The organism is Pseudomonas sp. R2-7-07 (assembly GCF_003852355.1).
In the GTDB taxonomy this organism is placed as follows: domain Bacteria; phylum Pseudomonadota; class Gammaproteobacteria; order Pseudomonadales; family Pseudomonadaceae; genus Aquipseudomonas.
Window position 1 is genome coordinate 2,588,663 of the sequence record NZ_CP027759.1, and the last position, 13,158, is coordinate 2,601,820.

12 protein-coding genes and 1 pseudogene are annotated in these 13,158 nt (G+C 61.8%); 4 read left to right on the top strand and 9 right to left on the bottom strand.

What is annotated here, in order from left to right; translation table 11 throughout:
* Positions 1 to 124 precede the first annotated feature (124 nt).
* Positions 125 to 1,150, top strand: coding sequence for a protease SohB (gene sohB / locus C4J86_RS11770; protein ID WP_124370507.1), 1,026 nt, complete (start codon positions 125 to 127; stop codon positions 1,148 to 1,150).
* Between the two features lie 133 nt (positions 1,151 to 1,283).
* Here sohB and dhaL read toward each other — a convergent pair whose 3' ends face one another.
* The 7 genes from dhaL to C4J86_RS11805 form a co-directional block, all read right to left on the bottom strand.
* Positions 1,284 to 1,928, bottom strand: coding sequence for a dihydroxyacetone kinase subunit DhaL (gene dhaL, locus C4J86_RS11775; RefSeq protein ID WP_124370508.1), 645 nt, complete (start codon positions 1,926 to 1,928; stop codon positions 1,284 to 1,286).
* A 3-nt stretch (positions 1,929 to 1,931) separates the two neighbouring features.
* Entirely contained in the window at positions 1,932 to 2,933 is a 1,002-nt protein-coding gene (locus C4J86_RS11780) for a dihydroxyacetone kinase subunit DhaK (protein ID WP_124370509.1), read from the bottom strand.
* 160 nt (positions 2,934 to 3,093) lie between these two features.
* On the bottom strand, positions 3,094 to 4,209 hold the full coding sequence (locus C4J86_RS11785) for a zinc-binding dehydrogenase (RefSeq protein ID WP_124370510.1): 1,116 nt from the start codon (positions 4,207 to 4,209) through the stop codon (positions 3,094 to 3,096).
* A 27-nt stretch (positions 4,210 to 4,236) separates the two neighbouring features.
* Entirely contained in the window at positions 4,237 to 4,992 is a 756-nt protein-coding gene (locus tag C4J86_RS11790; RefSeq protein WP_124370511.1) for an SDR family oxidoreductase, read from the bottom strand.
* A gap of 148 nt (positions 4,993 to 5,140) precedes the next feature.
* Positions 5,141 to 6,148, bottom strand: a complete 1,008-nt coding sequence (locus tag C4J86_RS11795; RefSeq protein ID WP_124370512.1) for a substrate-binding domain-containing protein — start codon at positions 6,146 to 6,148, stop codon at positions 5,141 to 5,143.
* Between the two features lie 34 nt (positions 6,149 to 6,182).
* A complete protein-coding gene (locus C4J86_RS11800; RefSeq protein ID WP_124370513.1) occupies positions 6,183 to 7,160 on the bottom strand; it encodes an ABC transporter permease in 978 nt (325 codons plus the stop codon).
* Positions 7,157 to 8,644, bottom strand: a complete 1,488-nt coding sequence (locus tag C4J86_RS11805; RefSeq protein ID WP_124370514.1) for a sugar ABC transporter ATP-binding protein — start codon at positions 8,642 to 8,644, stop codon at positions 7,157 to 7,159. The genes C4J86_RS11800 and C4J86_RS11805 overlap by 4 nt, the downstream gene beginning before the upstream one ends.
* A 283-nt stretch (positions 8,645 to 8,927) precedes the next feature.
* On the opposite strand from C4J86_RS11805, the gene rpiB reads away from it, so the two are divergent.
* The 3 genes from rpiB (at position 8,928) to C4J86_RS11825 (ending at position 12,458) form a co-directional block, all read left to right on the top strand.
* Positions 8,928 to 9,389 carry a ribose 5-phosphate isomerase B gene (rpiB, locus tag C4J86_RS11810; RefSeq protein ID WP_124362602.1) on the top strand — a complete coding sequence of 154 codons (462 nt, stop codon included), beginning with the start codon at positions 8,928 to 8,930 and terminating at the stop codon, positions 9,387 to 9,389.
* A gap of 63 nt (positions 9,390 to 9,452) precedes the next feature.
* On the top strand, positions 9,453 to 10,433 hold the full coding sequence (locus tag C4J86_RS11815; protein WP_124362603.1) for a sugar-binding transcriptional regulator: 981 nt from the start codon (positions 9,453 to 9,455) through the stop codon (positions 10,431 to 10,433).
* Between the two features lie 456 nt (positions 10,434 to 10,889).
* Positions 10,890 to 12,458, top strand: a complete 1,569-nt coding sequence (locus tag C4J86_RS11825) for a TerC family protein (RefSeq protein ID WP_124370516.1) — start codon at positions 10,890 to 10,892, stop codon at positions 12,456 to 12,458.
* A gap of 25 nt (positions 12,459 to 12,483) precedes the next feature.
* Here the strand turns inward: C4J86_RS11825 and C4J86_RS11830 are convergent.
* Positions 12,484 to 12,768: pseudogene (locus C4J86_RS11830) on the bottom strand (thioredoxin family protein); the annotation flags it as partial.
* A gap of 73 nt (positions 12,769 to 12,841) precedes the next feature.
* On the bottom strand, positions 12,842 to 13,087 hold the full coding sequence (locus tag C4J86_RS11835; protein ID WP_124370517.1) for a hypothetical protein: 246 nt from the start codon (positions 13,085 to 13,087) through the stop codon (positions 12,842 to 12,844).
* Between the last annotated feature and the right edge of the window lie 71 nt (positions 13,088 to 13,158).

Below are 13,158 nucleotides of genomic sequence, written 5' to 3' on the forward strand. Positions count from 1 at the left end.
ACATACGCTTGTTTTAAAAGCCTGTTAGAGGTGCGCTGGTGGCGGTTTGGGCACTGGTCCGCGGGCATTGGCGCCGGTATGCTGGGCCATCCGCGCCTGGCGCAGTGCATTCTTAAGGAGACATATGGATTTTTTGGCCGAATATGCGAGCTTTCTGGCGAAGACCGTCACCCTGGTGGTCGCTATTCTGGTGGTGCTGATCAGCTTCGCGGCGCTGCGCAGCAAAGGGCGTCGCAAATCCGCTGGCCAGTTGCAGGTCAGCAAGCTGAACGATTTCTACAAGGGCTTGCGCGAGCGCCTGGAATCGAGCCTGCTCGACAAGGACCAGCTCAAGGCCCTGCGCAAATCCGAAAGCAAAGCCGAAAAAAAGCAGGGCAAGAAGAAGCCCGAGCCTAAGGCGCGGGTATTCGTGCTGGATTTCGACGGTGACATCAAGGCCTCCGCCACTGAAAGCCTGCGCCATGAAATCACCGCACTGCTGAGCCTGGCCACGCCCAAGGACGAAGTGGTGCTGCGCCTGGAAAGCGGCGGCGGCATGGTGCACAGCTACGGCCTGGCCTCTTCCCAACTGGCGCGTATTCGTCAAGCGGGTGTGCCATTGACCGTGTGCATCGACAAGGTCGCGGCCAGCGGCGGCTATATGATGGCGTGCATCGGCGAGAAGATCATCAGCGCTCCGTTCGCGATCCTAGGTTCCATCGGCGTGGTCGCGCAGTTGCCCAACGTCAACCGCCTGCTGAAAAAGCATGATATCGACTTCGAAGTGCTCACCGCCGGCGAATACAAACGCACGCTGACGGTGTTTGGCGAAAACACCGAGAAGGGGCGCGAGAAATTCCAGGAAGACCTGGACATCACGCACCAATTGTTCAAGAACTTCGTCTCGCGTTATCGCCCGCAGTTGGCGATTGACGAGGTAGCCACCGGAGAAGTGTGGCTGGGTGTCGCCGCCCTCGACAAGCAACTGGTCGACGAGCTGCAGACCAGCGACGAATACCTGGCCACCAAGGCCAAGACCGCCGAGGTGTTCCACCTGCATTATGCGGAGCGTAAAAGCCTGCAGGAGCGGGTAGGGCTGGCGGCCAGTGGTTCGGTGGACCGGGTGCTGCTGACTTGGTGGAGCCGGCTGACTCAACAGCGGTTCTGGTAATCCACTACCAACTCGATCGCTCCCACGCTCTGCGTGGGCGCGCATCCCGTGACGCTCTGCGTCACCCTCGCGCAGGCGGGACGCGGAGCGTCCAGGGCTGTATTCCCACGCGGAGCGTGGGAACGATCACCGGTCAGGCCAAGCGGGGCTGGATGGAATCCGCCAGCCGCGTGAGGATCAGGCAGCACGACACCGCCCCAGCATCCAGCGCCCCTAGCGAGCGTTCACCCAGTCGGCTGGCCCTGCCGATCTTCGCCACCAGATCCCTGGTCGAATCACGCCCCTGGGAAGCAGCGCTTTTCATTGCTTCCAGCGCGGCGTTGAACGAAGCCCCATCGGCGTGCGCTCGCTCAAAGGCTTGCACCGCCGGAATCAGGGTGTCCATCAAACACTTGTCACCCACACCCGCCTCGGTGATGTCCTGCAACGACGTCAGGCCGCCGCGCAGCAAACGGGCGAAGGTGGCGGCGTCGATGTCTTCACTGCCGCGCACTTCGTCGGCCATGCCGATAAACAGGCTGCCATACAACGGGCCCATCGAGCCGCCGATGCCCTCCATCAGGCTCAGGGTCAGTTCGTCCAGGGCTGCCGCCAGGGTCAGTTGGCGACCTTCAAGTGCGCGCCCGCAGTGGGCAAAACCCTTGGCCATGTTAATGCCGTGGTCACCGTCGCCAATCGCACCGTCGATTTCGCTGAGGTAGTCACGGTTGGCCACGATCACGCTGACCAAGTCGGCGACGATGGCGCTGCCGTCGTGGCTGGAAAAATGCTCGCTCATGGTTCACTCCGCCTGGGTCATGCCGATGGAACGGCAGGGTTGGTCGATCAGGGTTTTCAGCTCCGCGTCCAGGCCGAGCAGGGTCAGGGTCACGCCCATCATTTCCAGGGAGGTGAAGTAGTTGCCGACATAGCAGCGGTGAATCTTCAAACCCTTGGCCGTGAGCTGGCGTTCCACCTCGGCATAGAACACGTACAGCTCCATCACCGGCGTGGCGCCGAGACCGGAGACCAGCACCACCACACTGTCGTCCTGGCTGAAGTCGCGGTCTGCGAGGATGGGGGCGAGCATGCGCTCGGCCATGGCGGCGGCGGACTCGATGGGGATCACTTCGATGCCCGGTTCGCCGTGATGGCCGATGCCCAGTTCCATCTGGCCGTCGGGGATCTGGAAGTTCGGCTTGCCCACGGCGGCGATGGTGCAGGGCGTGAGGCCGATGCCGATCGAGCGACAGTGGTCGACGGTTTTCTGCGCGACGCGAATCACACCGTCCAGGTCGTAATGCTGGGCGGCGGCGGCTCCGCCGATCTTCCACATGAAGATTTCCCCGGCCACGCCGCGACGCTTGGCGATATCCGCCTGGGGGGCGGAGGCGACGTCGTCGTTGGCGACCACGGTGCGAATACGCATGTCTTTGCTGGCGGCCATTTTCATCGCCAGCTTCACGTTCATGTTGTCACCCGCGTAGTTGCCGTACAGGCAGGCCACGCCCGCGCCATGGTCGGCGGCGCGGAAGGCGTCGAAAAAGCTCTTGGCGGTGGGCGAGGAGAAAATCTCACCGACCGCCACCGCATCCACCAGGCCCGGGCCGACGTAGCCGAGAAAGGCCGGTTCATGCCCGGAGCCACCGCCGGTGACGATGCCGACACGGCCCTGGGCCGAGGGCTTGGCCTTGACGATGACTCGTGGGTTGGTTTCGAACTGGCGCAGTTCAGGGTGCGCGACCAGGATGCCGCGCAGCATGTCTTCGACCACTTGGTCCGGATCGTTGATGACTCGATTCATAACGCGGGTTCCTGTTTTTTATTGGTTCACCGCTATCCGGTGTGGGAGGGGGCTTGCTCCCGATAGCGGTGGTTCAGTAATAGATGTGCTGACTGTCACACCGCCATCGGGGGCAAGTCGAATCGTCGCACCGCCCCTCCCACATGGATCTGTGGTGTGCTTAAGGCTCAAGTACCACCTTCAGCGACTTGTCACCACGCTCCATCACCGCAAATGCTTCCTTGAAATCCGCCAGCGCAAACTTATGGGTTACCACATCGCGCATGTCTATCTTGCGGCTGCCGATAAAGTCGATGGCGCGCGGGTACATATATGGCCCCAGGTGCGAACCGAGGATATCCAGCTCCTTACGGTCGCCGATGATCGACCAATCCACCGTGGCTTCATCATTGAACACGCTGAATTCAACGAAACGCCCCAATTTGCGCAGCATCGCCAGGCCCTGGTTCACTGCCTTGTGGTGCCCGGTGGCTTCGATATAGATGTCGCAGCCGTAGCCATCGGTGATCGCGCGGATTTTCGCCAGCACATCGACTTCGGCCGGGTTCCACACTTCGTCGGCGCCCATGCGCAGGGCCAGGGCGGCGCGTTCGGGTTTCATGTCCAGCACGATGAGCTTTTTCGGGTTGCGCAGACGCACCGCGCCGATGATGCCCAGGCCCAGGGTGCCGGCGCCGGCGACCACGACGATGTCGTCGTGGTCGACATTGGCGCGTTCTGCCGCGTGCAGCGAGCAGGCCAGGGGTTCGATCAGGATCGCTTCATCCGGGGCGATGGATTCCGGCACCTTATGGATGATGCCTTCCTTGGTGAAAATCATGTACTGGGCCATGGCGCCCTGCACATTGTTCTGGAAGCCGTAGAGGTCATGCTTCTGGCACATCCAGTATTGGCCGTGGTTGCAGAACCGGCAGCCCCAGCACGGCACGATCTGCTCGGAAATCACCCGCTCACCGACCGCCACGCCGCGTTTTTCCGCGCCAGGGCCGAGGGCAACCACGCGGCACACAAATTCATGCCCGGGGATCATCGGCGGTTTCACATAGCGCGGCTGCTCGGCATCGCCCCAGAACGACGGCGCGCCGCGATAGGTCTTGATGTCGCCCATGCAGATGCCGCACAGCTCGACCTTGGTGAGAATTTCATCAGGCCCCGGTGTGGGCACGTCGACAGTTTCCAGGCGGTAGTCTTCCGGGCCATGGCACACCACGGCCTGCATGGTTTTCGGGATGACTGGAGCGAGTTGTTCAGCACTGCGTTCGGTAACGGTGGACATGACAAAACCTCACGACATAAAGATGAATTACTGAATGCTGTAGCCGCCGTCGATCAGCATGTTCGCGCCAGTGATCATCTGCGCGGCATCGCTGAGCAGGTAGAGTGCCAGCCCGGCGATCTCCTCGGGCTGGGCAAACCGTCCCGCCGGGATCTGCGTTTTGGCCCGTTCGCCCACGGCGCCGGCCCAGGCTTGCTTGCCCAGTGCGGTCTCGACGATGGTGGGGGAAATGGCGTTGACGTTGATCTGCGGCGCCCATTCCATGGCCAATACCTTGGTCATGCCGACAATGGCGGCCTTGCTCGCGCAGTAGGCGACGTGGCGGTCCAGGCCGATCACGGCAGCCTGGGAGGCGAGATTGACGATGCGCCCGCTGCCCTGGGCCAGCATGTGGCGGGCACAGGCCTGGGCCACGAAGAAGCTGGCCTTGAGGTTGATATCCAGGGTGGTGTCCCAGGCGCTTTCGCTGACCTCGACGGCCTTGTCCAGTAACACCACGCCGGCGCTGTTGACCAGGTAATCCAGGCGTTGGAACTGTTCGAAAACCTGATCGATGGTGGGTTGTATCTGGCCGATCTGGCTGAGGTCGATGGCAATGCCCAAGTGCCCGGCACCGAGGCGGGCGGCCACCTCGACCACTGCCGGGTCGCGGTCCAGCAGGGCCACGCGGGCACCGCGTTCCACCAACAGGGTGGCGCAGGCCAGGCCGATGCCGGCGGCGCCCCCGGTGATCACGGCGCAACGGCCGCTGAGGTCGAAGGCTTGGTTCCAGAAACCTGACATGAATGACTCCTCTTTCAATAACGCTGGAGATCCAATGTGGGAGGGGGCTTGCTCCCGATGGCGGTGTAACAGTGATAAATCAAGCAACTGACACACCGCTATCGGGAGCAAGCCCCCTCCCACAGTTGACTGTGTTTCAAGTCAATAACTACTTACCGCCACTGACCTGCTTGTACAGCGCATCGGCGTTGGCATTCGTGACCGGCACCCACGGCAGGATGTAGTTCTTGGCCGTGCCATCCCCCCATTTCACGTCGTTGCCGTAGCGCGCCCATATCACCGATTGCGGCTTGTAGTCCTTGCCGGCCAATGCGCGCAACGCCACGTCCAGCGCACCCTGGGACTGGGCCTGGGCATCCTGGAGGAAGGTGGTGACTTCGTCTTTTTTCGCCGCCTGGATCGCATCCGGCATGCCGTCGATGGAGGTGACGGGCACGTCCTTGGAAGTCAGCCCATGGGACTTCAACGCCTGTACCGCACCGAGGGCCATGTCGTCGTTCTGGGCGATGACGCCATTGATGCCTTTGGGGTGAGCGTTCAGCCAGTCTTCGGTGAGGGTCAGCGCCTGGGCGCGGTCCCAGTTGGCGGTTTTTTTCTCGATGATCTTGATGTCCGGGTGTTTGCCCAGCACTTCCAGTTCGCCCTTTTCCCGGTCGATCTGTGCCGACTGACCAATCGGGCCCTGGATGATCACCACGTTGCCCTTGCCATTGAGCTTGTCGACCATGGCCTGGGCCTGCAGGCGGCCGCCTTCGACATCGTCGTTACCCACATACGGCACGTTGGCATCGGCTACTTTCGTATTGGAGGCGATGACCACCACGTCGTTGCTCATGGCGGCTTTCACCGTGCCGACGCCGGCCTTGGTATCGATGGGCACGAACAGAATCGCGTCGTAGTGCTGGGTCACCATGTTTTCGATCTGGTTGTTCTGCGTCAGCGCGTCGTAGTTGCCGTCGAACACGGTCAATTGCACGGTGCCGTCCTTGACCGCAGGGTGTTCCTTGAGCTCGCGGACCCAGTTCTGCATGAACTGGCCCTTGAGGCCGTAGACGGCGGCGCCGATCTTGTAGGTCTTGCCATCGGCGGCCAGGGCGATACTGCTGGCCAGCAGGGTAAAGGTCGCCGCAGCGGCCAAGGTGGTACCCAGTTTCATAAGTAGAACTCCGGTTATTGTTGTGGGTCGTTCTCTAGCGTTTTTTCTTGCGCCACACGTCGATCAGTACTGCAAACACGATGATCAGGCCTTTGGCGACCTGCTGGTAATAGGAGGACACGCCGAGCAGGTTCAGCCCGTTGTTGATCACGCCGATCAACAGCGCGCCGAACAAAGTGCCGACGATGCTGCCGGTGCCGCCCGACAGGCTGGTACCCCCGATCACCACGGCGGCAATCGCATCCAGCTCATAGGAAACCCCGGCCTGGGGCAGGGCGGAAGTGGTGCGCGCCGACAGCACCACGCCGGCCAACCCGGCCAGCAGGCCCGACACCACATACACCGAGAACATCACCTTGCGCACGCCGATACCGGAGGTGCGCGCGCTTTTTTCATTGCCGCCCACCGCGTACACATAGCGCCCGTACGTGGTGTAGCGCAGCACCATCCAGAAGATCAGTGCGACCACTGCGAAGATGATGATCGGCACGCCAATCGGGCCGATCTTGCCGATGCCCAGCGCCAGGTAGGCGTCAGGCAGGTCGGTGATCGGGCTGCCGTCGTTGAGGATGAAGGTCATGCCGCGGGCAATGCTGAGCATGCCGAGGGTGGCCACGAACGGCGGGATCGACAGGTTGGCGACCATGAAGCCGTTGACCACGCCGAGCATCGCCCCTGCGAACATCCCCGCGCTGACCGCCGCCAGCAGGCCGTAGCCCTGGGTCGCGACCATGGCGCTGCACAGCCCGGCAAACGCCAGGATCGAGCCCACCGAGAGGTCAATGCCCTTGGTCAGGATCACATAGGTCATGCCCACGGCAAGGATGCCGTTGATGGAGGTCTGGCGCAGGATGTCCATCCAGTTGCGCCAGGTCATGAAGTACTCGCTGGAGAACGCCATCACCACGCACAGCAGGATAAACACCAGCGGCAGGCCGAAGCGGTCGAGGGACAGGCGCACGCGGTTGCGCGGTGCGGCGGTAACGGGCGCAACAATCGTTTTGGCATTCATGAGGCAAGACTCAACAAGGCTTCCTGGGAAAGGGCGGTGTCGCTGCTGATGGTCACCAGCCGGCCGCCCTTGAATACAGCGATGCGATCGCTCAAGTGCAGCAGCTCGGGGGCTTCCGACGACACCACAATGGCCGCGCCCCCGGCGCGTACGAACTGGTCGAGCAAGTGGTAGATCTCTTGCTTGGCGCCTTCGTCGATGCCCCGGGTCGGTTCATCGCAGAGCAGGCAGATCGGTTCGGTGGACAAGCATTTGGCGAGCACCACTTTCTGCTGATTGCCGCCGCTCATGGAGGCCACCGGCAAGTCCAGGGAGCTGGTCTTGATCTGCAGGCGCTTGACCATGTTTTCAGCCAATTGGGTTTCCTTGCGTGCGTTGATCAGCGACCAGCTCGACAAGCGCTTGTAGGCCGACAGCGCAATGTTGGAAAGAATGCTGCCGGTCAATACCAGGCCGCTGTCCTTGCGGTCTTCGGTGACCAGCGACATGCCGGCGTTGATGGTGGCCTTGGGCAGCCCGACAGGCATGGGCTTGCCTTGCAGGGTGACGCTGCCGGAGTCCGGCGTGGTCAGGCCGTAGATGCAATTGAGGAATTCGCTGCGCCCCGAACCCATCAGGCCGTAGATGCCGAGGATTTCGCCCTGGCGCAGTTGCAGGCTGATGTCGTGAAATTCGCCGTTGCGGCTCAGGTTGTCGACTTGCAGGCAGGTGGCGGCGGCGCACTCACGGCCGACCTTGTGGTCGATCCGCGTCAGCTCCTGGCCGACGATGCCGCGCACCAGGTGGTTGCGGTCGATATCGGCCATGCGCCCGCTTTCCACAAAGGCGCCATCGCGAAAGATGCTGTAGTCGTCGGCGATCTGCGCCAACTCGCTCAGGCGATGCGACACGTACACAATGCCCGCGCCGCGTGCAGTGAGGCGGCGAATCGCCTTGAACAGGGTTTCTGCCTCGCGCTCGCCGATGGCCGAGGTGGGTTCGTCCATGATCATCACCTGGCAGTCATGGCTGAACGCCTTGGCGATTTCCACCAGTTGGATCTGCGCCACGCTCAAGCGGTGCATGGGGCTGGTGGGGTCGACGTCGAACTCCAGGCCTTCGAGCAGCTCGCGGGTGCGGCGGTTGAGCGCCTTGCTGTCGACAATGCAGCCGGCGCGGCGCGGTTCGCGGCCCAGCCAGATATTTTCGGCGACGCTCATGTAGGGAATGGGTTCCAGCTCCTGGGTGATCATCGCGATCCCCGCCGCCAAGGCTTCGCTCGGGCGGTTGAACTGCACGGCAACACCATTGAGCAGGATGCTGCCGGCGTCGCGCGGGGTGATGCCCATCAGGATGCTCAGGAAGGTCGACTTGCCGGCGCCATTGCCGCCACACAGGGCGTGCACGCTGCCGGCCCGCAGAGAGAGGCGCCCGTCACGCAGGGCAGGGACCCCGGCGTAAGCCTTGGCGACGTGTTCAGCCTGGAGCAGTAATGGCGTGGCCATCGGCGTGTCCTCGTGCTGTGAATTCTTATTAGGTCGCACAGTCATGTTTCGCTGTGAGCATATGTGTACCAAATGAAATTCTGATCAGTCAATCTCTTTCACTTGAAAGCGATGATTCTCATCTGGCGTGGCGGTATTCGCTTTTAATGCCGCATTAGCGGGAGCTCTGATAAAAACGAGCTTGACAGATCAGCCCATATGCCCGAGAAATGCCTGAGCGAAATTTCATTGAGTGATCATATGATCAGTCGTAAGTACGATGACGGCAGCGGAGCCAGACGCCATGAACACACCTTTCCCGGTGGCTATCGGATGCGATGAAGCGGGCTTTGAGCTCAAGGAATTGTTGAAGCGGCATATCGAAGCGCTGGGTTACCCGGTGACCGATTTCGGCACGCATTCCACCGCACCGGTGCTGTACCCGGACATTGCCCTGGCGGTGGCCAATGCCATCACCGCCGGGCAGCAGCGTCTCGGCGTGCTGGTTTGTGGCACCGGGATCGGCATGGCCATTTCCGCCAACAAGGTGTTCGGCATTCGTGCGGCTCAGGCCCACGACACCTACTCGGCCGAGCGTGCGCGCAAAAGCAACGATGCGCAGATCCTGTCCATCGGCGCGCGGGTCATCGGCATTGAACTGGCCAAGAGCGTCGTCACCGCGTTCCTGGCCTCGGAGTTCGAGGCTGCGCGCTCCGGGGCCAAGGTTGCGCGCATCAACGCGATCGAGCGCGATGGGCATCAATAGTGGACGGCGCGGGGCAAGAGTCGGGAGAATGCGCCTTTGACGCCGAAACGGAAGCCCGTCCCCATGAGTGACAGTAGCCAGCGCATGGCCAGCGATATCGATCAGATGACCGAAGTGGCGATGCTCTATTACCTCGAGAACGTCACTCAGGAGGCCATCGCCAAGCGCTTCGACCTGTCGCGGGCCAAGGTCAGCCGCTTGCTCAAGCGGGCACGCGATGAAGGCATTGTCGAGGTGCGGGTGTTGCAGCACCCGGCGATGAACAATGAGCTGGAGCGGGCGCTGGTCGAGCGCTTCAAGCTGGATCGCGCGTTGATCGCGGTCGATCACAGCGACCCGGACACCCAGCGCTCGGCCGTCGCCAGCCTGGTGGCCAATTACCTGAACAAAACCCTGGGCGACGGCATGATCGTCGCGGTGGGCATGGGGCGTAACGTCGGTGCGGTGGCTGATAACGTCTTTCTGCCGGTGACGCGCAACTGCACGTTTGTCTGCGCCATCGGCGGTTCGCTCAAGGCCGGCGAGTACATGAACCCCGACCATATCTGCCGGCGCCTGGCCCTGCGCTTTGGTGGCGAAAGTGAAAGCCTGTACGCCCCGGCGCTGGTGGCCAACCCGGAACTGCGCGGTGTGTTGATCAATAACGACACGGTGCGCTCGACCCTGGACCGCGCGCGCCGCGCCGATATTGCCTTGATCGGCATCGGCGACATGAGCGAAAACAGCAACATGGTGCGCATGGGCTGGTTCTCGCCCCAGGAAATCGCCCAGGCACGCTTGTCCGGCACGGTGGGCGACATGATGGGTTACGACTTTATCGACATCCACGGCCAGCCGGCGGTCAACGCCATCCAGGGGCGGGTCATCGGCCTGACGGTGCAGGAACTGTTCCGCATCCCGGACGTGGTGGCGATTGCCAGTGAGAACACCAAAGCGGCGGCGACCTTGGGGGCGTTGCGGTCGGGGGTGATCAACACCCTGGCAACGACCGTTACCAATGCCCACACCATCCTCGCGCTGGATGATGCCACCCGGAAGTCCTGACACGCCGCAGATCAAAATGTGGGAGGGGGCTTGCTCCCGATTGATCGTTCCCACGCTCCGCGTGGTAACGCCGCTCGGGACGCTCCGCGTCCCGCCAACGTCCGGTGACGCAGAGCGTCACGGGCTGCATTCCCACGCGGGAGCGTGAGCACGATCTTGACAGATGCGCTCACTGGCACACCGCCATCGGGAGCAAGCCCCCTCCCACATGGGTTTTGTGTGGGTTCAGAAGACAGGTTTTGTAATAGTTTTGCGTTGTAGGCAAATCGTATTTGGGCTGTAGGATTCAAGTCCTTTCGTTACCTCAGGACTTGCATGAACACCCTCTCGGAGCCTCCCAGTCGTCTTTCCCCAAGACTCCCGCACAAGCACCCCATATTGCATCGACTAACCTTGTCCCGGTCCATTGACCGCGTTTTGCCGTGCCCGGCATTCTTGAATACAGAGGCTCTATAAATGGAATGGTTAGCGGATCCAACGGCCTGGCTCGGCCTGGCGACCTTGATTGTGCTGGAACTGGTGCTGGGTATCGACAACCTGGTGTTTATCGCGATCCTGGCGGACAAGCTGCCGCCGGAGCAGCGCGACCGTGCGCGGCTGATCGGTTTGTCCCTGGCCTTGCTGATGCGCCTGGGCCTGCTGGCAAGTATTTCCTGGTTGGTGACACTGACCCAGCCGCTGTTCGAGGTGTTCGACAAGAGCTTCTCCGGCCGTGACCTGATCATGCTGTTCGGCGGTGTGTTCCTGTTGTTCAAGGCCACCATGGAATTGCATGAGCGCCTGGAAGGGCATGTGGCCCAGCATAAGGGCAATGTGGCTTACGCGATGTTCTGGCCGATCGTGGCGCAGATCGTGGTGCTCGACGCCGTGTTCTCCCTCGATGCGGTGATTACCGCCGTGGGCATGGTCGATGAGCTGGCGGTGATGATGATCGCGGTGATCGTGTCCATCGGTCTGATGATCGTGGCGAGCAAGCCGTTGACTCGCTTCGTCAACGCGCACCCGACCGTGATCATGCTGTGCCTGGGCTTCCTGATGATGATCGGCTTCGCGCTGACCGCCGAAGGCCTGGGCTTCCATATTCCGAAAGGCTACCTGTACGCGGCGATCGGCTTCTCGATCCTGATTGAAGTGTTCAACCAGATCGCCCGTTCGCGGCGCAAGAAATCGGCGCAGGGTGTGTTGCCGGTGCGCGAACGTACGGCCCACGCAGTGATGCGCTTGCTCGGCGGTCGCAGCCTGGCGGTGGAAGAGGTGGGTGAAGAGGTCGCCGACCTGCTGGGCGAGGTGGATACTGCGCAAGGTCCGCTGTTCGACCGACGCGAACGGGTGATGATCAGCGGTGTGCTGCAACTGGCCGAACGGCCGATCCGCACGTTGATGACGCCACGGGCCAAGGTCGACTGCATCGACCTGGCGGACGATCCCGAGAGTATTCGCCTGAAGCTGATGCATTCGTCCTACTCGCGGCTGCCGTTGATCCGCAACGGCGCGGTCGATGAGCCCCTGGGCTTTGTGCACAAAAAGGAGTTGCTCAAGGAGTATCTGGCCGGCAACGAGCCGAACCTTGAGCATCTGGCGCGTCGGGCGATCAACCTGCTGGAGAGCTTTTCGATCCTCAATGCCTTGGAGCAAATGCGTCAGGAATCCACCCACATCGCCTTTGTGATCAACGAATTCGGCGACTTCATGGGGGTGTTGAGCATGACCGACATCCTCGAGTCCATCGCCGGTGAATTGCCGGACGCCAGCGAAATCGAGGGGCCGGATATCGTCGAGGAGGGCGACGGCTTTCGCGCCAGTGGCGCCCTGAACCTGAGCCAGGTCGGTCAGCGCACCGGCTTCAAGGCGGCGGCTACCGAGGATTATCAAACGCTGGCTGGCCTGCTGATGAGCCTGCTCGACCGTCTGCCTGTGGTGGGCGATAGCCTGGAATATGAGGGCTGGCGATTAACGGTGGCTGCGGTTGAAGAGCGGCGGGTGACCCAGGTGGTTTTGCGGCCTTGCTCCGGTCAAAGCGCATGAATAGCGCGTGCACGAACTGCTGTTGCTCCTCCACGGGGCCGAAACCCTTGTGCAGTTCCACCCTGTTGCCGCGCTCGTAGACCAGCAGCGTTGGCGTACCGGTAACGTCAGGGTGCCTTGGGGTGTGCGCGCAATCGAGCACCATGCGCACGATCCACGGATGTTGCCAGGCAACCTGTTCGAATAAGGGGACCGCGCTGGCGCAGGCAGGGCAGTGCTCTGAAACGAACAGGATGAAGACCGGGCGCGGTGTGTTCAGCACGCGCTGGAAGTCCTTTGCGCTGGAAATTGTTCGCGTGGCTGCGCCCATGGTGATCTCCTGCCGCTAGCGTGGGTGTGTGCCAACGCTAAGCCGCTGGCTCACCCGCGTCTACTGTCAACCTTCACAGGTCCGGCCCACGCTCCAGCCGTTCCCGTGCCTTGCGCGCCTGGCTTGCGCACTTGCGGTATTCCTCATTGTCGCGGGCCGCTTTGGCGTCGCGGTAGTCATGATGGTTCTGGCTGGTGTAGTTGGTGTCGAAGGCTTCCTTGAGTTTTTGCAGTTCTTCCTTGCAGTCGCGGCGGTCGCTGGCCACGGCGTTGCCAGCCACCAGAAAACACAGCATTAACAGGCCAAGGCTCAATTTCATCGCGGGTCCTTTCATGTTGGGGCTTGCTCGCTCTACAGATTAGTCCAAGGGCGCACAGTTGGTGCGCAGTA